The following is a 25,044-nucleotide window of genomic DNA, read 5'->3' on the forward strand; positions in this document are numbered from 1 at the left end:
GCAAGTTTAAGCAGTCCCGATAGATTATGTTGGATGAAAATAATAAAGATGGGACAGCACTAACAACATGAGTTCTCGAAAAATGGGTACTCAAGCCGCGGACCATGCTCAGGCTGATAAGCCAAGCTCGGAGCACAAATCCGCCCCCAAAACGGCAAGGCACCGCAATGCCACGACCACGCCGGAGATGCGACACTTTATTCAGCAATCTGAATTGAGTGTGAGTCAGCTTGCCAAAATTTTAAATATTACCGAAGCGACCGTGCGTAAATGGCGTAAGCGCGAATCAGTGAACGACAGCCCGAATACCCCGCATCACCTCAATACCACCCTCACGCCGATGGAAGAATACGTGGTGGTGGGACTGAGATATCAACTTAAACTGCCGTTAGACAGACTGCTCAAGGCCACTCAAACCTTTATCAACCCCAATGTGTCCCGCTCGGGGTTAGCCCGCTGCCTTAAGCGTTATGGGGTTTCGCGGCTCGATGAGTTTGATCAAGAGCTAGTGCCTAAACAGTATTTTAATCAATTACCTATCAGCCAAGGCAGCGATGTACAAACCTATACGGTCAACTCCGAAACCTTGGCCAAGGCGCTTGCCCTGCCAAGCACAGATGGCGATACCGTAGTGCAAGTGGTGTCCCTCACCCTGCCGCCGCAATTGACCGAGGCCGAACCTAAATCGGTACTCCTTGGCATAGATAGCAAGGCGGATTGGATTTATATCGATATTTATCAAGACAGTAACACCCAAGCGGCCAATCGCTACATTGCCTATGTGCTGAAGGATGGGCCGTTTCATCTGCGTAAATTGCTAGTACGCAACTACCACACTTTTTTAGCCCGCTTTCCTGGCATGCACCCCCCTAAAGCCATCGCTAAATCCCTTAATAAGGCAACGGCCAAACGCTTTGCCAGTGGAGACTCGTTATGAGCCATACCCCATCACAGCCTCAATTATCAACCGATGAAAAAGCCGATAAGAGACTGAATAAACGCTTAAAAGATATGCCGATTGCCATCGTTGGCATGGCGAGTATCTTTGCTAACTCCCGCTATTTGAATAAGTTTTGGGATTTAATTTGCGACAAGATTGATGCCATCACCGACGTGCCCGAATCCCACTGGTCGATTGATGACTATTACGATGCGGATAAGTCCAAGGCCGATAAGAGCTACTGCAAACGCGGTGGTTTTATGCCAGAGGTCGACTTCAATCCGATGGAGTTTGGTCTGCCGCCCAATATTTTGGAACTCACCGACAGCTCGCAGTTACTCTCACTAGTCGTCGCCAAGGAAGTCCTGCAGGATGCCAATCTGCCAGACGATTACGACCGTGATCGCATCGGCATCACCCTCGGGATTGGCGGCGGTCAAAAACTAAGCCATAGCCTCAACGCGCGCCTGCAATACCCAGTGCTGAAAAAAGTATTTAAAAGCAGTGGCCTGAGTGATGAAGATAGCGAGCTGCTGATCAAAAAATTCCAAGATCAATATGTCCACTGGGAAGAAAACTCTTTCCCCGGCTCCCTTGGCAACGTGATTGCCGGACGTATCGCCAACCGTTTCGATTTAGGCGGGATGAACTGCGTCGTCGATGCTGCCTGCGCCGGTTCGCTTGCCGCCATGCGTATGGCGCTGACCGAGCTGACCGAAGGTCGCAGCGACATGATGATCACCGGCGGTGTCTGTACCGACAACTCGCCCTACATGTATATGAGTTTCTCAAAGACGCCGGCCTTTACCACCAACGAGCATATTCAACCCTTCGATATCGATTCTAAGGGCATGATGATTGGAGAAGGGATCGGCATGGTCGCCTTAAAACGCCTCGACGATGCCGAGCGCGATGGCGACCGTATTTATGCGGTAATCAAAGGCGTAGGCGCCTCATCGGACGGTAAATTTAAGAGCATTTATGCACCGCGCCCCGAAGGCCAAGCCAAGGCATTAGAACGCGCCTATGATGACGCAGGCTTTGCGCCGCACACTGTAGGCTTGATTGAGGCCCACGGCACAGGCACAGCTGCAGGCGATGTGGCCGAATTCAATGGCTTAACCTCAGTATTCTCTAAGGATAATGAGCAGTTACAGCATATAGCCTTAGGCTCAGTTAAATCTCAGGTGGGTCATACTAAGTCCACCGCGGGCACGGCGGGTGTGATTAAGGCTGCATTGGCGCTACACCATAAAGTCTTGCCACCAACGATTAACGTTAGTCAGCCTAACCCTAAATTAAACATTGCCCGTTCGCCCTTTTATCTCAATACCGAGGCGCGCCCTTGGATCCAACGCAATGACGATACGCCGCGCCGCGCCGGGATCAGCTCCTTCGGTTTTGGGGGCACTAACTTCCATTTAGTGCTCGAAGAATATCACCCCGAACACGCGCGCGATGACGCCTATCGCCAACGCAGCGTGGCACAAAGCTGGCTGTTTGCCGCCGCCGACAAAACCGCGCTGCTGGGCGAGTTAAAAACCGCGCTGCAGCAAGCAACTGCGACTAAGGCAGATCTGTCTCAGGCGCATTTTGTTGCCTTTGCAAAATCCTATGCCCTGCGTGAACTCCCCCCGCAATCAGCCCGTCTTGGTTTTATCGCCAAGGATTATGCCCAGTTACAGACTCTGTTAACCCAAGCAATAGCGCAGCTAGAATCCAATAGCGCCGAGAGCTGGCAACTACCCTCAGGGATAAGTTTTCGCGCCCAGGCGCTGGTCAAGGATAACAACAAGGTTGCGGCCTTATTTGCAGGCCAAGGCTCACAGTACCTGAATATGGGACTGGAAATTGCCAACAACTTCCCCGAGCTTCGACGCCATATCCACGCCAGTGATAAAGTGTTTAGTGACCGTGGTGAAGTTTCGCTTTCAAGCGTGCTGTACCCGATCCCCGCCTTCGATGACGAATCGAGAAAAGCGCAGGAAAGTGCGTTAACCAATACCCTTTACGCCCAAAGCGCCATCGGCGCGCTCTCTATGGCGCAGTACGCCCTGTTTACTCAGGCGGGATTCGCCCCGGATATGCTCGCAGGCCATAGTTTTGGTGAACTCTCGGCCCTGTGCGCCGCTGGCGTGATTTCAGTAGACGACTACATCAAGCTTGCCTTCGAACGTGGACAGGCGATGGCGCAGTCACCACAAGATGCCGGCTCCAGTCGTGATACTGGCGTCATGTATGCCGTTATTCTTAAGCAAAAACAGGATATTGAGGCTATCAACGATTGCCTTGCGCAGTATGACGACGTCAAGATTGCCAACTACAACTCACCCACTCAGTTGGTAATTGCAGGCGCTACCACAGCGACACAACAGGCCGCTAAGGCTATTAGCGAGTTAGGCTTTAAGGCGATAGCCCTGCCCGTTTCTGGCGCCTTCCACACGCCATTGGTTGCCCATGCGCAAAAGCCCTTTAGCGAAGCCATTGATAAGGCTCTGTTCAACACGCCAAAGATTGCCCTGTATGCCAATGGCACAGGCAAGTTACATCCCGCCGATGCAAATGCCATCAAAACCGCCTTTAAAGAGCATATGTTGCAATCGGTGCACTTTAGCGAGCAGCTAGAAGCCATGTATGCCGCTGGCGCACGGGTATTTGTCGAGTTCGGCCCGAAAAACATTCTGCAAAAGTTGGCAGAAAATACCCTCGCCGAGCAGTTAAACGAGCTTTGCCTTATCAGCATTAACCCGAATCCTAAAGCCGACTCCGATAGCCAACTGCGCAGCGCTGCGGTGCAACTGGCGGTTGCTGGGGTGAAGCTGGGTGAAATCGACCCTTATCAAGCCGAACTGATTACGCCCGCATCGCCTTCGGCGATGAATATCAAGCTCAATGCAACCAACTACATCAGCCCAGCGACCCGCAACAAAATGGTCGATTCGCTGCAATCGGGCAAAATTACCAGCCAAGTTCGGTATGTGGATCGCATCGTTGAAAAAGTGGTTGAGAAAGTCGTTGAAAAACCCGTGATTGTCGAAAAAATTCTAGAAAAGGTTGTCGAAGTGGAAAAGCCAGTGGCACAAAATAGCAATACTATTCAACAGCAAACGCCCACACAGCCAACCAGCTTTACTACTGGACAGGCGAATCAAGATGCCCTGAGCGCCTTTTTTGCCGCCCAAACCCAGGCCGCGCAATTACATCAACAATTTTTAGCGATCCCGCAGCAATACGGCGATACCGTCAGCGCCCTGATGGCAGAGCAAGCCAAAATGGCAAGCCTTGGCATCGCCATTCCAGAGAGTCTGCAACGCTCGATGGAGCTGTTCCACCAGCATCAGGCACAGACCCTAAAGAGCCATGCTGAATTTATGCAATTGCAGACCAGCAGCAGCCAAGCGGCATTAGCCCTGCTCGGCCAAATACCAGCGTCTCAGGTTCAAGCCCCCATTCAAGCGGCACCTGTGGCGGTTGCAGTGGCAACGCCAGTCGCTCCAACTCAGGCGCCCGTGCTTCAAGCGTTAGCCGCAGAGCCAAAAGCGACTATTGCGCCTATGAGTGAGCCCAAAGTTCAGCAACCTCAAGTAACACAACCACAAGTAACACAACCACAAATAACACAACCACAAGTGCAAACTGTGGCGGCAGCAACTAGCGCGCTTTCCGAGAAGTCAGTCGTGCAGCAAATCGAGACCGCCATGCTGGCAGTGGTCGCCGACAAAACAGGTTATCCCGTTGAAATGTTAGAACTTGGCATGGATATGGAGGCCGACCTTGGGATCGATTCCATCAAGCGCGTGGAAATTCTAGGCACAGTACAAGACCAATTACCCAACCTGCCAGAACTGAGCCCTGAGGATTTAGCCGAGTGTCGCACCCTAGGGGAAATTGTGGCTCTATTTAGCCAAGCGGTACCTGTAACAGCCGTTACAGCAAGCACGCAGTCAATTACACAAAGTGCAGTAGCCGCAGCAAGTGCGGCTGTTTCTAATGATGAAATTGAGCGCACTATGATGGCGGTCGTGGCCGATAAGACTGGCTATCCCGTTGAAATGCTGGAACTCAGTATGGATATGGAAGCCGACCTTGGTATCGATTCTATTAAGCGCGTGGAAATTCTAGGCACAGTGCAGGATGAATTACCCAAGCTGCCAGAACTGAGCCCAGAAGATCTCGCCGAGTGTCGCACCCTAGGGGAAATTGTGACGCTATTTAGCCAAGCGGTACCCGTAACAGCTGCGGCCACAGTTAGCTATGCGACACAAACTGCAGTACTCGCAAGTGCAGTAGCCGCAAACGCAGCGATTTCCAATGATGAAATTGAGCGCACTATGATGGCGGTCGTGGCCGATAAAACTGGTTATCCCGTGGAAATGCTCGAACTTGGCATGGATATGGAAGCCGACCTTGGGATCGATTCTATCAAGCGCGTAGAAATTCTAGGCACAGTACAGGACGAATTACCGAACCTGCCAGAACTGAGCCCAGAAGATCTTGCCGAGTGCCGCACCTTAGGGGAAATTGTGGCGCTATTTAGCCAAGCGACTTCTGTAACATCTGCGGCCACAGTTAGCCATGCGACACAAAATGCAGTACTCGCAAGTGCAGTAGCATCAAGCGCGGCGGTTTCTAATGGCGAGATCGAACACACTATGATGGCAGTTGTGGCCGACAAAACGGGCTATCCCGTTGAAATGCTGGAACTCAGTATGGATATGGAAGCCGACCTTGGTATCGATTCTATTAAGCGCGTAGAAATTCTAGGCACGGTACAGGACGAGTTACCGAACCTGCCAGAACTGAGCCCTGAAGATCTCGCCGAGTGTCGCACCCTAGGGGAAATTGTGGCGCTCTTTAGCCAAGCGACTCCTGTAACAGCTGCGGCCACAGTTAGCCATGCGACACAAAATGCAGTACTCGCAAGTGCAGTAGCAGCAAGTGCGGCGGTTTCTAATGGCGAGATTGAACGCACTATGATGGCGGTCGTGGCCGACAAGACCGGCTATCCCGTGGAAATGCTGGAACTCAGTATGGATATGGAAGCCGACCTTGGTATCGATTCCATTAAGCGCGTAGAAATTCTAGGCACGGTACAAGATGAATTACCGAACCTGCCAGAACTGAGCCCAGAGGATTTAGCCGAGTGTCGCACCTTGGGTGAAATTGTCGCCCTCTATGTCGGTTCGCAAGCATCAAGTGAGGCGCTACAGCAAAACCATGCTGCGACAATTCAAGAGATTCAAGAGGCAACAACAGAAACCGTCGAGGAAACCATCGACCTGCCGCCCCATAGTGAGGTGATGCTAAAAAAGTTGCCAGCGGCGGCTGAGTTAGCGCGCATCATAGCAACTAGCGATGTTCAACTGACGGCAAACAGTTACGTCGTTATCGGCGACGATGGCCACAACGCAGGGGTGATTGCCGAAAAGCTTCACGCCCAAGGGGTTAAGGTCGCGGTTGTACGCTCACCCAAAACAGTTGTGACTAGCGCATCGCCACTCGATAGCCATATTGCCAGCTTCACGCTGGAGGCGATTGATGATGAAAGCATCTGTGAGGTCATCAATCAGATTGAAGCGCTTGGCCAAATCGCCGGTTTTATTCATCTGCAGCCACAGCATAAGTCCGTTGCCGATAAAGGTGCTGGCTTAGTGCTGGCAGACGACGCCAAAGCTTCGGTCGAGCAAGCCTTCTTGTTTGCCAAGCACTTACAACCGCTTTTAACGGAGCGCGACCACTGCCGCTTTGTCACCGTCAGCCGTATCGATGGTGGCTTTGGCTATATCGGTATGGACGAGTCGGCAGGTATTCTTATTAGCCAGAGTGAACTCAACCAAGCGGCGCTCTCTGGACTCACTAAAACCTTAAATCACGAGTGGCCGGGAGTGGTCTGCCGCGCACTGGATATCGCTCCAAACTTAGATGCCAAAACGGTCGCCAATGCGGTAGTGCAGGAATACTACCTCCAAGATGCGCCGGTCGAAGTCGGTATTGATAGCGAGCTTGAGCGAGCAACCTTAGTCGCGGGCAATGCCGTACTTCGCCGCAGTGGCGCGTCTCTCTCGTCTGCGGACAAAATCCTCGTCACAGGCGGCGCTAAGGGCGTTACCTTCGAGTGCGCCTTAAGTTTAGCGAAACGCTGCAAGGCCCATTTTATCCTCGCGGGTCGCAGCGCCCATCAAGCAATTCCCGCTTGGGCTCAGGGTAAAAATCGCAACGAGCTGAAAGCCGCGGCCATTGCACATCTGCAAAGCCTGGGTGATAAACCCACACCAAAACAAGTGGATGCCTTAGTTTGGCCAGTACAAAGCAGCCTTGAAATCAGCCATGCCTTGCAGGCCTTTGAAGCAGTTGGCGCCAGCGCCGAATACTTAAGCTTGGATGTGAATGACCCGGCAGCTATTGCCAGCACTATTGCGCCAATCAGCGCCCTATCGCCCATCACGGGGATTATCCACGGCGCGGGTGTACTTGCCGATAAACATATTCAAGACAAAACCTTAAGCGAACTTGAACGTGTTTATGGCACTAAGGTGACCGGACTTAACAATCTGCTGTCGGCACTGGATCTTAGCCAGTTAACGCTCATCGCCCTGTTCTCTTCGGCGGCGGGTTTTTACGGCAATACTGGCCAGAGCGACTATGCCATGTCTAACGACATTCTCAATAAGGCTGCGCTACAACTTGCGCAGCAATTGCCACAGGCCAAGGTGATGAGCTTTGACTGGGGTCCTTGGGATGGCGGCATGGTCAATCCTGCGCTGAAAAAAATGTTTATCGACCGCGGGGTTTATGTCATTCCACTCAAAGCCGGTGCCGAGTTATTTGCCAGCCAATTATTGAGTGATACAGGGGCGCAGCTGTTGGTCGGAACCGATATGCAGGGCAATACCGCCAATGCTGTTGAAGCTGCATCAGCAAAAAAGCCTGAAGCGGATCTAACCACGGCGTTAGATCCGCAGCCTATGGCCCAAACTGTGCCACAGAGTATTCGCGTCATGCGCAGCCTCGACCCTAAACGCATGAGCTTTATTGAGGATCATTGCATCAATGGTCATGCGGTATTGCCGACGGTGTGCGCCATCGATTGGATGCGTGAGGCTGCCAAGGCCCATTTAGGTAAGGCGGTGAGTGTCAGCGATTATCGACTGCTCAAGGGGATCATCTTCGATGAGGCGCTGCTTGCACGCGATGCGCCTATTGAGCTCGAATTGATGCTCACGCCGCTTGCTGACGCTACACAACAATCGACTGAGGCGTTAGCCGCGCTGATCAGCTTTGAAGGTCGCCCGCAATACCAGGCGGTATTAGTGGCGCAGACGGATGATATGCCAGACGCGCAGCGTTTCGAGGTTGGCGAGTTGCATTCTCTGATGGAGGAGATAACGCAGCAACCCGCTATCGCGAATCGCGAGTCGCTCTACAGCGATGGCACGCTGTTCCATGGCCCAAGACTGCAAGGCATAAGCGAAGTGCTCGCCTTTGATGACCAGCAGCTTATCGCTAAGGTTGCACTGCCAGCGTTGGCCTTGGACGACTGCGGCGAGTTTGCGCCAGATCTTGAGGATAAAGGCACACAACCCTTTGCCGAAGATCTGTTATTGCAGGCCATGCTCGTGTGGGCGCGCCTTAAATATCAAGCGGCAAGCTTACCCAGTGCCATTGGCGAGTTCGTGTCCTATTCGCCCTTAGGTTTTGGCGAGAAGGCGGTATTAGTGCTGGATGTTATCAAGCATTCGTCCCGAACACTTGAAGCCAATATTGCCCTCTATCATCAAGATGGCCGACTAAGCTGCGAGATGAAACGGGCCAAGGTTACTGTCAGTAAGACGCTCAACCAAGCGTTTTTGGCCAATAAACCTCAGCAACCAATGCAAGTGCAGGCAGTCGCCCAAAGCACGGCCGAGGTAAGTGTTAAGTGACACTCGACCCAAGCGCACATGCCGCATTAAGCAATGCGACATTAAACAGTCCGCCTCCCAATGCCAAGCCACTGCGAATTGCCGTATGGCTTGGTGATGGGTGGATGCAGAGTGTGCTTAGCCATACTCAAACTGATGCCACTGCGCTGCAACGCTTGCTGGCCTCTCGGGTGCGACTTAATGTCGAAGATAAGCCATTAACCAATGAGTCGACAGATGATCCAACCTTAGTTGGCTTACTCAGCGAGCAGCTCGCCCATATTGCGCAAAAACAACTTGTTGAAATTCGCTTTGAATATCAGCAGCAAGTCCGTTGCCTGTATCTGCTCAATGGGCTGCTTGCCGCACAATTACATCTGCATGCCGAGGCTTATATTTCAGCATTAGCGCAAATCCAAGCTGAAACCGCCGAAGAAACAAATACAAATACTATCAATACAAATACAGTCGAGCGCTGCTTAAACAGCGCTTTTACCTTGGCGAAACGCGATTGTGCTCAGGCGGTTAATAGCTACGCGCAGGCAGGCAATCTTGCCAGTCAGTTGAATGTATTAGCTCAAGCGGTTGAGGCATTTAGTCATCGAACGCTAGCAGGTATGACACCAATGCTTGACGCGACTGATGCAGCACAACTTGCTGAACAATACGCTGAACTGGGCGCTGAAAAGCCCGTAAAAACCGCGCAGAACGGCTATTGGTTTACCAAGCCCCATCAGGCAAGGGTGTTAAGCCTAAATCTCTTGGGTAATATCTTGGGTAAGCCCCCTCAAGCGAGCACTGCCCAAAGCCTTATCTTGACCCAAGGCACTCGGCTTATCCCTCAGCCATTGCTCAATGCCAATAGGCTTTTTATTCCCATTAGCGGTAATACGCTTGAGTCGTTAACGGCAAAGCTATCGCAACTCATTGATTCATTAGATTTATCGGCAAGCCTTCCCGATACAGATTGGCTCAGCAGCCAAGGCAGTGATTGGTTTAAGCGCTATCAAGCAAAGGATACATTGGCATTAGTACTTATGGCAGGCTCCCTTGAGGAGTTAATGCAAGAAGCCAAGGCGATGCGCGCTTATATTGAAAAGACGCAACAGACTCCAGCGCCAATGACAACGCCATCGGCCAATCTAGCCTTTAAAACTCCTTCGGGCAGCTATTATACGCCAACGCCCCTCGGCGATACGGGCTTAACCTTTGTCTACCCCGGCGTCGGCACGGTTTACCCGAATATGTTCAGTGACTTACATGGCTATTTCCCTGAACTTTATCGCGAGCTTGAACGTGAAGGGGATTTAGCCGCCATGCTGCAGGCCGAGGCGATTTACCACAGCGCTGCTTATGCCAAAAGTACTGTTGATGCAAAAGACGCGGCAGAGATGAGCTTAAGCCAGCTTGCGATTAGCGGTGTTGGCGCCAGTTACCTATTTAGTCGGCTGTTAACTCGAATCTTTAATATCCAACCGCAACTCGCTCTGGGCTATTCCATGGGTGAAGCGGCCATGTGGGCAAGTTTGGATATCTGGCAAACGCCACATGCCCTGATTAACGCCACCCAAAACAGCGCCATCTTCAATCAGGAGATTTCAGGCCCACTGCTTGCGGTGCGCCGCGATTGGCAGTTGAGTGAAGATGCTCCGCTGGTGTGGAATAGCTTTTTAGTGCGCGCCTCTCGCGCCGAAATTAATGCCCTGCTCCCTGATTTTCCACGGGTTTATCTGGCGATTGAACAGGGTGATACCTGTATTATCGCGGGCTGCGAAACAAGCTGCTTACAACTCCTTAAAAGGCTGAATAAGCGTGGCATTGCCAGCAATAAAGTCACCGCCATGCATACCCCGCCCTCGCAGTCACAGCACAGTGCTATCCAAAGGTTTTATACCTTGGGCTTAAAGGCGAATGCCTGCGAGACTCAGGTGCGTTTTATTAGCGCGGCGCAGCAAAGCGCCGTCAGTATCGACAGCCAAAGCATTGCCAAGAGTATTGCCGATACCTTTTGTGCGCCGCTTAATTTTACCGCGCTGATTAACACCGCCTATAACCAAGGTGCGCGCTTATTTGTTGAGGTGGGCGCCGATCGGCAAACCAGCACACTTATCGATAAAATCGGCCGCCAACTTGAGTTGGGTGCCGATGGCACTCAAACACAGGGGCAACCGATATTAGCCATGGCATGTAATGCCAAGGGCAGCGATACGATCACTTGCTTACTCAAATGCTTAGCTCAACTTATCAGCCATAGAGTGCCACTCTCCCTTGCGCCGCTTATGCCTCAATCGGCAGATAAGGCTAGAGCGAAAACGATAGCGCCACATTCTGCCAGCGCCAGCGCATTAGGCCATTTTTCAAACGTATTCCAAGAAGGAGAACCCCTTTGAGTTCTCAAATGCATGCTCACCCGACTCAGCAAGACAGCACAGCTGTGCCAAACGACCAGCGCCAAAGCTCAAAGGCGATGCCAAAGATTGCCATCGTCGGCCTTGCCGTTCAGTATCCCGATGCCGACACACCTGAGCAGTTTTGGCAAAATCTGCTGGATAAAAAAGATTCCCGCAGCCAAATCGATGCGGCCAAACTCAATGCCAATCCAGCTGATTACCAAGGTGTTCAAGGCCAAGCCGACCGATTTTATTGCGACAAGGGCGGCTATATCCGCAACTTTCGTTTTGACCCACTGGGTTATCAGTTGCCGCCGACGGCCTTTGATGGGCTCGATGAAAGCTTTTTATGGGCATTAGATTGCAGTAAAAAAGCCCTGCTGGATGCGGGTGTGGATTTAACGGCGCCATTACTTGAACGTACAGGGATTGTAATGGGCACCCTGTCGTTCCCGACCGCAAGCTCCAATGAATTGTTTTTACCGATTTACCATCAAGCGGTTGAAAAGGCATTAAAAACTAAGCTTAATCAATCCGAATTTGCTCTAGCGCCCTTCGCCAATGCGTCGATGGTAGGCACGCAACAGGCCGCCAACGGCGCCATTGCCCACACGGCCTCTAAGTTGTTAAGCGATGCCCTCGGTCTTGGCGGCGCGCAGCTCAGTCTCGATGCAGCCTGCGCCAGCTCAGTCTATGCCCTTAAATTGGCCTGCGATTATTTAACCACGGGCAAGGCCGATATGATGCTCGCAGGCGCCGTATCGGGCGCCGATCCCTTCTTTATCAATATGGGATTTTCGATTTTCCACGCCTATCCAGACCATGGAATTTCGGCGCCTTTCGATAGCAATAGCAAAGGCTTATTCGCGGGCGAAGGCGCTGGTGTATTAGTGCTTAAGCGTTTAGAGGATGCCGAGCGCGATGGCGATAATATTTATGCCGTGGTCAGTGGTATTGGATTATCGAACGATGGCAAGGGCCAATTTGTCTTAAGCCCCAACAGTAAGGGCCAAGTGCAAGCCTTCGAGCGTGCCTATGCCGCCGCCAACACGCATCCGAGCAATATCGAAGTGATTGAATGCCACGCCACCGGTACGCCACTGGGGGATAAGGTTGAACTCACCTCGATGGAGCGTTTTTTCGAAGATAAACTCGGCGGCACTAAGGCGCCGTTGATAGGTTCGGCTAAATCCAACCTTGGACATTTGCTCACCGCTGCCGGCATGCCTGGGATCATGAAAATGATCTTCGCCATGCGCTCAGGGCAGCTACCGGCGAGTATCAACCTCAAGGCGCCGATTTCATCGCCTAAGGGATTGTTTAGCGGTAATAATATCCCCTCTCAGTTGCAGGCTTGGCCCGATAAAACAGGCAACGATCGTCGCCATGCGGGGGTGTCTGTGTTCGGTTTTGGCGGCTGTAATGCCCATCTGTTGTTGGAATCCTATCAGCCAACAATTCACAGTGCCGAAAAGCAAGCCAACAAACCTGTTTATCAGCAGCAAGCATTAACCGTTATCGGCATGGCGTCGCATTTTGGGCCTTTGGCCTCCATCAATGCGCTGGATAAGGCGCTATTAGCTCACACGGATGCCTTTATCCCGCTGCCACCTAACCGCTGGAAAGGCTTAGATAAACACCCCGATATCCTTAACCAATATGGCCTAAATCGCGCGCCCAAAGGCGCCTATATCGAGCAGTTTGATTTTGACTTTTTACGCTTTAAAGTACCGCCCAATGAGGATGACAGGCTGATATCCCAGCAATTGTTGCTGATCAAAGTCGCCGACGAAGCGATTCGCGATGCCAAGTTAACCGCGGGCAGCAAGGTCGCGGTGTTAGTGGCGATGGAAACCGAGCTTGAACTGCACCAATTCCGTGGCCGGGTGAATTTGCACACCCAACTTGCGGATAGCTTAAAGAAACAAGGCGTTCACCTCTCCAATGATGAATACCTTGCCCTCGAAGCTATCGCCATGGACAGCGTGCTCGATGCCGCCAAGCTCAATCAATACACCAGCTTTATTGGCAATATTATGGCGTCGCGCATCGCCTCGCTGTGGGACTTTAACGGCCCGGCCTTTACCATTTCAGCCGCCGAGCAATCGGTCGCTCGCTGTATCGATGTGGCGCAAAACCTACTGTCCCAAGAGGCACTCGATGGTGTAGTGATTGCCGCCGTGGATTTAAGCGGCAGTGTTGAACAGGTCATATTGAAAAACGCCGAAGTCGCCGTTGATCTCGATGCCAACAGCGCGAATCCACAGTGGAAGGTGGGTGAAGGTGCGGGCGCTATCGTGCTGACCAGCCAGCAAGCGAGCAACAGTCAACAAGCGAGTAACAGTTCTCAAAAGGGCTACGGCCAAATTCGTGGTCAAGCATTTGGCACACATCATCAGCTGCCCAAGCTGCTTGATTCGCTGATAACCGAAACGGCTATCGCCAATCCTTCAGTGCCCGCTGCCATCCATATGGTTGAGCAATGTATTGCCCCAGAAGAGCAACTGCCAGCGGAGCAGCTATTAGCGCAGCTTAATCTTATGGGGACGCCATGCAATCGAGTCGCCAATACCCTTGGGCATAACTTTGCCGCTGCGGGTATGGCCAGTCTTTTGAATACCCTGTTAAGCCTAAAGAACGGGTCTGCGGCTTCAAATAAAAACACCGATAAGCAGGCATTAGTCTCTACCCAAAGCCAAGGGGTGAGTTCGCTGCTGCTGTTAAGCCAAACGGCAACGCAGGCGGCGCAACTAGAACAGCGCCTTGCGCAGGACTTAACCTTGAGTGAGCAAAAACACTTAATCAAACCGGTGACGCTCGGTGGCCGCGATATCTATCAACATATTGTGGATACGCCGCTGCCCGCACTTGCCACTATCCAAGGCAAAATGCGCCAGTTGCAGCCTTTAGGCCAACAGGCAACACAAACTGTAGCCACAGTGCGCGCAGCACTTGATACCACGGCTGAAAACGCCACCCCATTTGCCACACCAATAGCAGTAGAGAGCGGTATGTCATCTAACGCACCACACCAATATTCGGCGGCGCCCTTGGCGCAGGATAGGGCGTCGCAGGATAGCGCGGCACTGTTACAAAACCAGCAATTGGCCCGCGAAGCTCACCTAGCCTTTTTACAGAGCCGTGAGCAAGGGCTCAAACTGGCCGATGCGCTGTTAAAAGCGCAATTGTCCCAGACGACACAAATGGGGTCTGTTGCACCCCATGTTGCCACCAGCGCCAATGTTGCTCCCATCGCAGCGCAGCAAGCTGTATCAGTCCCAGAACTAAAACCAGATCACGCAAATGTCGCTCCCTATACGCCACCCATTCCTGCGGCTAAGCCCTGCATTTGGAACTATCAGGATCTGGTGGAATACGCCGAGGGCGACATTGCCAAGGTCTTTGGTGCCGATTACGCCATTATCGACAGCTACGCACGCCGCGTGCGTCTGCCAACCTCGGATTATCTGCTAGTCTCGCGGGTGACTAAGCTCAACGCGCAAATGAACCGCTATCAGCCGAGCACTATGACCACAGAGTACGACATTCCCATGGATGCGCCCTTCTTGGTCGATGGCCAAATTCCGTGGGCGGTGGCAGTCGAATCGGGTCAGTGCGACTTAATGCTGATCAGCTACTTAGGTATCGATTTTGAAAACAAAGGCGAGCGCGTCTATCGCCTGCTCGACTGCACCCTCACCTTCCTTGGGGATCTGCCCCGCGGCGGTGACACCCTGCGCTACGATATCTCCATCAACCACTTTGCCCGTAATGGCGATACCCTGCTGTTTTTCTTCTCCTACGAATGTTTCGTGGGCGATAAGCTGATCCTAAAAATGGACGGCGGCTGCGCGGGATTCTTTACCGATAAAGAACTGGCCGATGGCAAAGGGGTGATCCGCACCGAGGCCGAAATTAAGCTGCGCGAGCAAGCACAAATTGCACTGGCCAATGAATATGCGCGAAACGGCAATCAGCCACGCTTCACACCGCGACTTAACTGCGCGCAACCGGTCTTCAGCTACGGCCAAATCCACCGTCTACTGAGCGCTGACATTGGCGGCTGTTTCGGCGGTGAACATGCGGCCCATCAGGCGAAGTTTGGCCTCCAACCTTCACTGTGCTTCGCCTCGGAAAAATTCCTGATGATCGAGCAAGTCAGCAAGCTCGAAGTGCATGGCGGCGCATGGGGCTTAGGCTTGATTGAAGGTCACAAGCAATTAGCCCCCGACCATTGGTATTTCCCCTGCCATTTCAAGGGCGACCAAGTGATGGCCGGCTCCCTCATGGCCGAAGGTTGTGGTCAGTTACTGCAATTCTTTATGCTGCATATTGGTATGCACCTTGGGGTGACTAACGGTCGTTTCCAACCCCTTGAAAACGCATCGCAAAAAGTGCGCTGCCGCGGTCAAGTATTGCCACAATCTGGCACGCTCACCTATCGCATGGAAGTCACCGAAATTGGCATGAGCCCTCGCCCCTATGCCAAAGCGAATATCGATATTCTGCTCAATGGCAAAGTGGTGGTGGATTTCCAAAACCTCGGGGTGATGATTAAAGAAGAAGCAGATTGCACCCGCTATTCGCAGAGCAGTTCTTCACAAGGCAATGATTCGCAAGCTGCAAATATCGACAATCAAGCGGAACAAGCGCCACTGATGGCGCAAATCCCAGATGTTTCAGCTCCCCTGAATAAAGGCGTTGTGCCGCTTAAGCATGTAAGTGCGCCGATTGCGCCAGCAGGCTCTAAGCACGCCAACCGCGTGCCCGACACCCTGCCGTTTACGCCTTACCATTTGTTTGAGTTTGCCACCGGCGATATTGAAAACTGCTTCGGCCCCGATTTTAGTATTTACCGTGGCTTAATCCCGCCACGTACGCCCTGCGGCGATCTGCAACTCACCACCCGAGTGGTGGCCATTGAGGGCAAACGTGGCAAACTGAAAAAGCCATCCTCCTGTATTGCCGAGTATGAAGTGCCCAGCAACGCGTGGTATTACGCTAAAAACAGCCACCCGAGTGTGATGCCCTACTCAGTGTTGATGGAAATCTCATTGCAGCCCAATGGCTTTATCTCGGGCTATATGGGCACGACCTTAGGCTTCCCGGGGCAGGAGTTATTCTTCCGCAACCTCGACGGCAGTGGCAAGTTACTGCGCGAAGTGGATTTACGCGGTAAAACCATAGTCAACGATTCGCGCCTGCTGTCCACCGTGATTGCTGGCAGCAATATCATTCAAAACTTTAGTTTCGAACTGAGCTGCGATGGCGAGCCCTTCTACCGAGGTAATGCGGTATTCGGTTACTTTAAGGCCGATGCGCTTAAAAACCAGTTGGGGATCGACAATGGTAAAATTACCCAAGCCTGGCACATTGAGCACGATATCAAAGCCGACAGCCAAATCAATCTGTTAGATAAAAACGGCCGCAGTTTTGTGGCGCCGCAGGGCAAGCCACACTACCGCCTAGCAGGTGGGCAGCTGAACTTTATCGACAAGGCCGAAATTGTAAAAACTGGCGGTAAGAAGGGAATGGGATACTTGTACGCCGAGCGCACTATTGACCCGAGCGATTGGTTCTTCCAGTTCCATTTCCATCAAGATCCAGTGATGCCAGGCTCACTCGGCGTCGAGGCGATTATCGAATTACTGCAAACCTATGCCATAGACCAAGACCTAGGCGCAGGCTTCAATAATCCGAAATTTGGCCAAATTCTGTCAGAAATTAAATGGAAGTATCGCGGTCAAATTAATCCATTAAACAAACAGATGTCGCTGGATGTGCATATCACCAGCATTGAAGATAAAAACGGAAAACGCATCATCAAAGGCGATGCCAACCTGAGTAAGGATGGCCTGCGCATTTATGAGGTAACCGATATCGCAATCTGTATCGAAGAGGCATAGCGCTAGCGCCTAACTTGCGGCATTAGCCAAAGTTAGCTTAAACAGTACACAACAGCCGCAGTGCAAGGGAATAACCCCACTGCGGCAAACAAATTCAGGCCCCAAACACCTAAAAGTGAATAGCCCAAATGACGAATACCACACTCGATAATAATAAGCTCAGTCCTTGGCCATGGCAGGTTGATGAAGCCGCCATCAGTTTCGATATCGATTCCCTTGGCAAAAAACTTAAAGATCTCAATCAAGCCTGTTACTTAGTCAATCATGCCGAAAAAGGCCTAGGCATAGCCCAAAGCGCCGAGGTGGTGGGTCTTGTAGAACCCAGCAATAGCTTACACAAAAGCAATGGTTTGCATCCTGTGAGTGCCTTCGCCCCCGCCCTTGGCACCCAAAGCTTGGGCGACAGTAATTTTCGCCGTGTGCATGGGGTGAAATACGCCTACTACGCGGGCGCCATGGCCAACGGCATCGCCTCGGAAGAGTTAGTTATCGCCTTAGGTCAGGCGGGCATTCTGTGCTCCTTTGGCGCGGCAGGGTTAATTCCATCGCGCGTTGAAGCCGCGATTAAACGCATTCAAGCGGCATTGCCCAATGGCCCCTACGCCTTTAACTTGATCCACAGCCCGAGCGAGCCAGCGCTTGAGCGTGGCAGTGTCGAACTTTTCCTTAAGCATCAAGTGCGTACGGTTGAGGCCTCGGCCTTCTTGGGCTTAACACCGCAAATCGTCTATTACCGAGCCGCAGGCCTTAGCCGCGATGCCAACGGCGAGATTGTGATTGGCAACAAAGTGATTGCTAAAATCAGCCGTACCGAGGTGGCGACCAAGTTTATGGAGCCAGCCCCGGTTAAGATGCTGCAACAATTAGTGAACGAAGGGCTTATCAGCGAAGATCAAATGTTGATGGCACAATCTGTGCCCATGGCCGATGACATTACCGCCGAAGCCGACTCAGGCGGCCACACCGACAATCGCCCTCTGGTCACGCTATTGCCGACCATTTTGGCGCTAAAAGATACCATTCAAGCCAAGTACCAGTACAAAACGCCGATCCGTGTGGGCGCAGGTGGTGGTATCGGCACGCCCGATGCGGCGCTGGCGACCTTTAATATGGGCGCAGCCTTCATTGTCACTGGCTCAATCAATCAAGCCTGTGTTGAGGCAGGAGCCAGCGAACATACCCGCAAATTGCTCGCCACCACTGAAATGGCCGATGTGACTATGGCGCCCGCCGCCGATATGTTCGAAATGGGCGTTAAGTTACAAGTGGTTAAGCGCGGCACCCTATTCCCGATGCGCGCCAATAAACTCTACGAAATTTACACCCGCTACGATTCGATTGAGGCGATTCCAGCAGAGGAAAGACAAAAGCTGGAAGAGCAAGTGTTTCGCGCCTCATTAGATGAGATTTGGGCAGGCACTGTGGCGCACTTTAATGAGCGCGATCCTAAGCAAATTGAACGCGCGCTGGATAATCCAAAACGTAAAATGGCACTGATTTTCCGCTGGTATTTGGGTCTTTCGAGCCGCTGGTCAAACACAGGTGAAGTTGGCCGCGAAATGGATTACCAGATTTGGGCAGGCCCCGCCCTCGGCGCCTTTAATGCCTGGGCAAAAGGTAGTTATTTAGATGATTATCGCGAGCGCAATGCTGTGGATTTGGCTAAACATTTGATGCAAGGCGCGGCCTACCAAGCACGGATTAACCTGTTGTTATCCCAAGGGGTAAGTATTCCAGTCAGCCTGCAACGCTGGAAACCACTGCAACGCTGCTAATTCGCTTTGCTAAACCTTATTAAGCGGGTTAAGTGAAAACTTAACCCGCTTTTTTGACTTCGTTTTAGTACAAAGGATATTTAGTATTTACTTGTCGCTTGCAACTTATTAAATAATCTCGAATATTGTTTGAAGTTCAGTATCCGCTCGGCATGGTTGATTTCTATCAAATCAATCTAAAAAACCATCTGAGTTCCGTTTCCGCTCTGCATTGTCACTTCAGTGGCACGCCGTAAACCCATCCTTGGGGGCTCAACGGAAAAATCCCTTTTTCCGATGGTCACTCTTGTCACAGAACGTAGCGCGACAATGCTCGCCTGCAACACTTATCTGCAATCAATCCAATACATGAGGCAAGATTTAAAATTGGGTGGGAGACGTTGATAAATGCAATCGTCCCAAAACTTTATATAAATCATGGTTTGTTAATAAGGATTTTTATCATTCAAAAGTATCGTTTTGCACATTATTTCAAATAATCCTTATTATCGAGCCTTAATATTCAATACATTACAAACAATTCGTTATACAAAACCCAAAAGAACTGTACTGATGCACTGGCTCTGATAGAAATGAATCACAACCAAAAATAAACAATAAAATTAAAGACTTAAGTTTTGCCACTTCAAGTTATTGAAGGTGAGATTTGCCGCAATCCATTAGAGTTGAATATCTATGAGCATAGAAGATCAAGATTCAATTGACGCCATTGGAATAGATAATGAAGGTGTCGTCGTGCTAACCATCTCAGATCATTTGGAATGGGATGATAAGCATCTCTTGCTCCTTCAGGAAAAGATTAATATCTACTTGGCTTTTCTCGAGTCTGGCGAGGTATTTGAAAGCTATCCAGATTCACGTGGGAGAGAGTTTAAAATTAATATTATGTGCAAATATGAGCCAACAGCATTAGCAACGCGGTTCCTATCACAATGCACAGACATCATTAATCAAGTAGGTATTCAGTTTGGTTATCAGGTTTTCACTTAGCCAAATAGTATCACTTAACTGTAGTCGTATTCTCAATTTTGCAATCGATACCTTAATCTAAGCCGATACTCAAAAGCTATCGGCTTTTTTATGCTGCTTCCCTCTATTTCCTCACTGCAACTCTTACCGAATCACAGGTAAAAATTGCCTATTACGCTTATATCAACCAATACTCCCGTCAGTACAGCATTTAAAAATAATCTTAATATTCAATAAATTAAATTAAAACCTCAAAATTGGCATTAAGCTCGCAATATCCCCATTGTGAGTTTATTGCGGGATTGAGTGATAACGGGATGTAAGACGCAACTTGGCACATTCAACTTACTCAACTAGCTCTCAACAACGAACTCCACTAGCTCGCTCGATGTAAACATGCAGAGTGAAAGAAGACAGAAAAACCGAAATAAGACAAAGGAGGTGGCTATGTTAGGTTGGACCTTAATGTTTCTGGTTGTGGCCATTATCGCCGGACTGTTTGGATTTACGGGGATCGCTGGCGCCGCAGCGGGGATCGCAAAGATTATTTTCTTCTTATTTATTGTATTACTTGTGATTTCCCTGCTGGTCAATGCCCTTAAGGGCAAGGTACCACGCGCTTAAATTGGATAAAAGGAGAATCGATATGAAACCTATGACCATGATTACCACTGCATTTTTAGCCTTATTATTAACCTTTGGACTGTCAGCCTGTAGCGACAATCACGCCGAGGACGCAGGCGAAAAAATCGATGAAGCCATCACAGATACCGGCAATGCGATTGAAGATGCCTGTGAAGAACTGAAAGAAGGCGTTAAAGCGAAAGATACCCGCTGCTAGGACGGATGACGGAGAGTAGTGAGCCCCGCAAACGAGCCTATCAGGGAACCACAGTTCAATTGAGTACCACCGAGCCACTTTATCGCGACAGCTATTGGTCACGATAAAGTGGGTTTCCCTGAGGCTCGCCGCTTATCAATGGAGGAGATGCCAATGCTGAGTAGGATCCACATTAAGTATTTCTACCTGTTCGGAGCACTGTTATTTGGCTATTTTGCCGTAACGGGCCACTCCCCTATCCTCACCTTTATTTGGGCATGGAGCAGCCTATCCCTCGCCCTTGTCGGCTCGGCCTATTGGTTTAATCTCGCCAGTATTTTTAGAAAACGTCAGGATGGATCCATCCCTTGGTATATCCGTTGGGGCTTTATTCCATTTTTATTAGGATGCCGACTCTATAATCTCTGGGCTCGGCGCCGCGATAGCGTGCCTTCAATGCAAGCCATTGATAAATATCTATACTTGGGTAGCCGCTTAAGCGCTGCCGATTTACCTAAACTGAATCGTTATGGCATTACCGCTATTTTAGATGTCACCGCCGAATTCGACGGCCTCGATGTGTCCCTGTATGAGGATCATATCGACTATCTGAATATCCCTATTCTTGACCACAGCGTGCCAACTAGCGCCCAATTAAATCAGGCGATTAACTGGTTACACCGTCAAGTACGCGCCCAAAAGCGGGTATTAATCCACTGTGCGCTCGGCCGCGGGCGCTCCGTAATGGTGCTGGCCGCTTATCTTATGTGCCGCCGCCCCGAGCTCAGCTTCGCCGAGGTGCTGCAACAGATTAAAAGCATTCGTAAAACCGCAGGGTTAAATCGCTGGCAACTCAAAGCGCTGGAGCAGATGTACACTCAAGGGGAAATCAAACTGCATAAGCGAGCCTGGATTATCGCCAATCCCGTCTCTGGCGCGGGTAAATGGCAGAGCCATGGCGAACAAATTTGCACTGAGCTGAAACGCTATTTTGAGGTGCAGTTAGCGCTCACCACGCCAGAGATTAGCGCCCAAACCCAAGCGAAAAAAGCCCGGCTTCAGGGCGCCGATATCATCATCGCTTGCGGGGGCGATGGCACAGTCACAGAGGTCGCGGCGGAGATTATCGACACCGATATCACCTTAGGCATTATCCCGCTAGGCACCACTAATGCCCTGTCACACGCCCTCTTTGGTTTAAGCAGTAAGCTCAATGCCGTCTCCCAAGCCCTTGATAATATTATCCAAGGCCAGACACAGACCATAGACACAGCGCGTTGCAATGCGCGACTGGTGTTACTGCTGGTCGGCATTGGGTTTGAGCAGCAAATGATTGAGTCGGCGAGCCGCGAGCGTAAAAATGCCCTCGGCCAACTCGCCTACCTCGATGGTTTGTGGCGCGCGGTGAACACCGACACCAACCTCGAGTTGCAGCTGACTTTAGATGACCAAACCCCAATGACAGTGCAAACCCACAGCCTAGTGGTTGCCAATGCCGCACCTTTTACCAGCTTACTCGCCCAAGGTAAGGGCGAACCCAATATGACCGACGGCTTGTTGGATATCACTTGGTTAGATTCAAATAATGAGCCGAATGAACAGCTTATCAGTCTGGCTGAACTGGCTTTTACCGGCTGGATTAAAGAGGCCGCCAATAGCGACTCTGCGCCCTCGGCCAACACGGGTAAAGTGAAACATGCCCACGCGAAAAAGGTGAAGATCAGCAGTCAGCCCCCATGCAAGTATGTGATTGATGGCGAGATTTGTGAGCCGGAGCAACTCAATATCGATATCCTGCCCGCCTCTTTGAAGGTGTTTGTGCCCTATCAAGCGCAAAATGCTGAACCGCAGTTAGAGCCCCAAATAAGCTAACACATTCAGAATCAACTCTGAATCAAAAGCTGAATCAATGCATTAGCTTATTTTCAGGCATTTTATGTAGGTCACTACTTGGCGACGCTATTGCTAACGGAATCTTCGCTAACGGCATCAACAACAGTTTGAGCATCTGACTCCTGCTCATATTTACTGAGCTTGTTATAGAGGGTTTTAACGCTGATCCCAAGCTGCTCGGCGGTGTCGGTCTTATTGCCCAGACTCGTTTCAAGCGCTTGGTAAATGGCGATTTTTTCCAGCTCCTCAAGGCGCATACCTTGGGGGATCACGACATTTTCCTCTGCAGTCGCCTCTTTATCCAAACTGGGCGTAAGCTGTAAATGCTCAGGGGTAATCTCATGGTCCGCCAGAATATAAGCGCGCTCGATAGCATGCTTTAACTCGCGCACATTCCCCGGCCAAGCGTGGGCCGCAATCGCCTCTAAACTTGAGGGCGAGAACACTTTACTCTGTTTTTCTGCCGCATTGCGATAGGCCAGAAAATGCTTCGCAAGTCCGACAATATCTTCCCCACGCTCCCGCAATGGCGGCACTTGAATGGGGAAATGCGCTAAGCGAAAGTACAAATCTTCCCGCAGTTGTCCTTGCTCAATCGCCACTAAAGGATCGCGGTTTGTCGCCGCCACAATACGCACATTTGCCTTGAGCACCTTAGGGCTGCCGACGGGACGATATTCATTATTTTCGAGCACTCTTAACAGCTTAACTTGATGCTCTAGGGGCATTTCGGTGACTTCATCGAGAAATAAGGTGCCGCCTTCGGCCTGCTCAAATACCCCTTGATGATCGCGATTCGCGCCAGTGAAAGAGCCTTTTACATGGCCGAAGAGTTCACTATCGACCAATTCTGGGCTCAAGGCGCCGCAGTTAATCGCAATATAGGGCTTATTCACCCGCGGACTGGCTAAGTGAATGGTATTAGCGACCAGTTCTTTACCCGCGCCACTCTCACCGATAATCAACACATTACTCTCGGCGGCCGACACGCGGCGGATAGTGCGATACAAGCGGTGCATAGGTAATGAGGAGCCCACCAGCAGACCATATTGGTCCAATTCGCTGGCAAACGGACGAATGCGTGTCGAGGTATTGGCAACCAGATGCAGGGCAAAATCCGCTAAGGTTTCGCACAGCAACGACATATCGATGGGCTTACGGAAATGGTAGCCTGCGTATTTGGACAAGAGTTTATCGAGGTGAGGATTCGGCAGGCCGTCGGAGAGGAAAATAAACTCCACATCCGCAATGGCGCTCGACTCGAGTAAGGCTAAGTAATCTTCACGGCTTAGACGGGGCAGCTCAATGATCGCCACATCGATACGATTGGCCTCCAGCTGACTAATCCAAGATAAATCATCGGTACTGCGTAGCTTGTTGTAGGTCTGCGCGCCCTCGAGCTGCACTAATGCCTGCTCGGTCTCGAAGTCCTGTAGATGATAGAAAAGCGTTGGTCGGATCATCTTGTGCCACTCCCTGTGAATGAAGCACCACTGTATGCCAGCCGTGAAATTTTAACAATCTCAACGGTAAGAGTTGCCGATAATAAGCAGCCCACTAGCGACAATGGATAAATATGATCAGTTAAATCAAGTCATTAACTTATCATTAAAAAGTGAACGAAATATGCATAGCAGCTGAATGAAGCTGATATTTCCATAAAAAACTTGGGCAATCCGTGTCGGCGGAGCTGCCCAAACTACCACAGGAGGTCGTTATGACGTCTAATGTTGCGCAACATCAGACCGAGCTGAGCGCCGATATTAAGCTGGTTAATGAGTTAATCGAGCTAACGCAAACCGGCGTGGATTTTTATACTCGGGCCAATACCACTGTCGATGACTACAGCCTAAAACGCATTTTTATCGCCCAAATCAAGACGTATCAAGGGATGCTGGCGCGATTTAAGCAATTGCTCGCCCAATCATTACAACAAATGAGCCCGAACTCGGTGCCGCCGTCGCAGACTCGGCCCTATGCCGATGTCGATGCTTTACTTATCAAACAACAACTTGCCGATGCCCTCGTCGTGCTCTGTGAGCTTGAGCGTCAGCGCCTTAACCATCTCAAACAGTTAATTAAAAAGGCCAACCACCCGAGGTTAATCAGCCAATTGGCCGAAGATATTGCCTGGCTACAAATCCATTTGGATACCTTACACCTGCGTAGCCAAGCCCTGTAAGGCAGCCATGCCAGCCAATAACGCGGCCAACTGAGCCGCGTTTTTGTTGCCTGCGATCTATTTGAGCTTAACGCCTATCCCACTTAAGCCCAATCGCTGAATCACCCTCGGTAATATTTACATTTTGTCGGTAAAAAGCGCCGATTTGGCGATTAAGCCAAACACCTAAAATAAGTGCAAACAACACTTAACCCATTTAAAATCAGTAAGATAAAAATATTGGCACGATTCACGCTTTAGTTCCTTCGAGATAACAACGGAGGATATC

The 25,044-nt window shown here is 50.8% G+C and carries 11 protein-coding genes; 10 read left to right on the top strand and 1 reads right to left on the bottom strand.

The window, feature by feature from the left end; all coding sequences use genetic code 11:
• The first annotated feature begins 67 nt into the window (after window positions 1-67).
• From N7386_RS14855 to N7386_RS14895, 9 genes are all read left to right on the top strand, one after another.
• On the top strand, window positions 68-937 hold the full coding sequence (locus N7386_RS14855) for a transcriptional regulator (protein ID WP_279769400.1): 870 nt from the start codon (window positions 68-70) through the stop codon (window positions 935-937).
• A complete protein-coding gene (locus N7386_RS14860; RefSeq protein ID WP_279769402.1) occupies window positions 934-8,862 on the top strand; it encodes a type I polyketide synthase in 7,929 nt (2,642 codons plus the stop codon). Before N7386_RS14855 ends, N7386_RS14860 begins: the two co-directional genes overlap by 4 nt.
• Window positions 8,859-11,231, top strand: a complete 2,373-nt coding sequence (locus tag N7386_RS14865; protein ID WP_086017263.1) for a PfaB family protein — start codon at window positions 8,859-8,861, stop codon at window positions 11,229-11,231. The genes N7386_RS14860 and N7386_RS14865 overlap by 4 nt, the downstream gene beginning before the upstream one ends.
• A gap of 8 nt (window positions 11,232-11,239) precedes the next feature.
• Window positions 11,240-17,137 carry a beta-ketoacyl synthase N-terminal-like domain-containing protein gene (locus tag N7386_RS14870; protein WP_167373690.1) on the top strand — a complete coding sequence of 1,966 codons (5,898 nt, stop codon included), beginning with the start codon at window positions 11,240-11,242 and terminating at the stop codon, window positions 17,135-17,137.
• 128 nt (window positions 17,138-17,265) lie between these two features.
• Entirely contained in the window at window positions 17,266-18,912 is a 1,647-nt protein-coding gene (pfaD, locus tag N7386_RS14875) for an eicosapentaenoate synthase subunit PfaD (protein ID WP_089067388.1), read from the top strand.
• A gap of 675 nt (window positions 18,913-19,587) precedes the next feature.
• Window positions 19,588-19,902, top strand: coding sequence for a DUF6572 domain-containing protein (locus N7386_RS14880; protein WP_011717716.1), 315 nt, complete (start codon window positions 19,588-19,590; stop codon window positions 19,900-19,902).
• Window positions 19,903-20,328: 426 nt separating this feature from the next.
• A complete protein-coding gene (locus N7386_RS14885) occupies window positions 20,329-20,505 on the top strand; it encodes a DUF1328 domain-containing protein (protein WP_089067386.1) in 177 nt (58 codons plus the stop codon).
• A 22-nt stretch (window positions 20,506-20,527) separates the two neighbouring features.
• Window positions 20,528-20,722, top strand: coding sequence for a hypothetical protein (locus N7386_RS14890; RefSeq protein WP_011623423.1), 195 nt, complete (start codon window positions 20,528-20,530; stop codon window positions 20,720-20,722).
• 153 nt (window positions 20,723-20,875) lie between these two features.
• On the top strand, window positions 20,876-22,573 hold the full coding sequence (locus N7386_RS14895; protein ID WP_089067385.1) for a diacylglycerol kinase family protein: 1,698 nt from the start codon (window positions 20,876-20,878) through the stop codon (window positions 22,571-22,573).
• A gap of 74 nt (window positions 22,574-22,647) precedes the next feature.
• Here N7386_RS14895 and N7386_RS14900 read toward each other — a convergent pair whose 3' ends face one another.
• Window positions 22,648-24,057, bottom strand: a complete 1,410-nt coding sequence (locus N7386_RS14900) for a sigma-54 dependent transcriptional regulator (protein WP_279769415.1) — start codon at window positions 24,055-24,057, stop codon at window positions 22,648-22,650.
• Window positions 24,058-24,311: 254 nt separating this feature from the next.
• Here N7386_RS14900 and N7386_RS14905 point away from each other — a divergent pair, with 254 nt between their 5' ends.
• Window positions 24,312-24,776, top strand: coding sequence for a hypothetical protein (locus N7386_RS14905; protein ID WP_279769416.1), 465 nt, complete (start codon window positions 24,312-24,314; stop codon window positions 24,774-24,776).
• Window positions 24,777-25,044 lie beyond the last annotated feature (268 nt).

This window comes from Shewanella sp. GD04112 (genome assembly GCF_029835735.1).
Classification (GTDB): domain Bacteria; phylum Pseudomonadota; class Gammaproteobacteria; order Enterobacterales; family Shewanellaceae; genus Shewanella.

Bases quoted from the DNA above. Each gene is read 5' to 3' on its own strand.
- N7386_RS14905 (WP_279769416.1), top strand. From the start codon at position 24,312: ATGACGTCTAATGTTGCGCAACATCAGACCGAGCTGAGCGCCGATATT.
- N7386_RS14885 (WP_089067386.1), top strand. From the start codon at position 20,329: ATGTTAGGTTGGACCTTAATGTTTCTGGTTGTGGCCATTATCGCCGGA.
- N7386_RS14860 (WP_279769402.1), top strand. From the start codon at position 934: ATGAGCCATACCCCATCACAGCCTCAATTATCAACCGATGAAAAAGCC.
- N7386_RS14900 (WP_279769415.1), bottom strand. From the start codon at position 24,057: ATGATCCGACCAACGCTTTTCTATCATCTACAGGACTTCGAGACCGAG.
- N7386_RS14880 (WP_011717716.1), top strand. From the start codon at position 19,588: ATGAGCATAGAAGATCAAGATTCAATTGACGCCATTGGAATAGATAAT.
- N7386_RS14870 (WP_167373690.1), top strand. From the start codon at position 11,240: ATGCATGCTCACCCGACTCAGCAAGACAGCACAGCTGTGCCAAACGAC.
- N7386_RS14855 (WP_279769400.1), top strand. From the start codon at position 68: ATGAGTTCTCGAAAAATGGGTACTCAAGCCGCGGACCATGCTCAGGCT.
- N7386_RS14890 (WP_011623423.1), top strand. From the start codon at position 20,528: ATGAAACCTATGACCATGATTACCACTGCATTTTTAGCCTTATTATTA.
- pfaD (WP_089067388.1), top strand. From the start codon at position 17,266: ATGACGAATACCACACTCGATAATAATAAGCTCAGTCCTTGGCCATGG.
- N7386_RS14895 (WP_089067385.1), top strand. From the start codon at position 20,876: ATGCTGAGTAGGATCCACATTAAGTATTTCTACCTGTTCGGAGCACTG.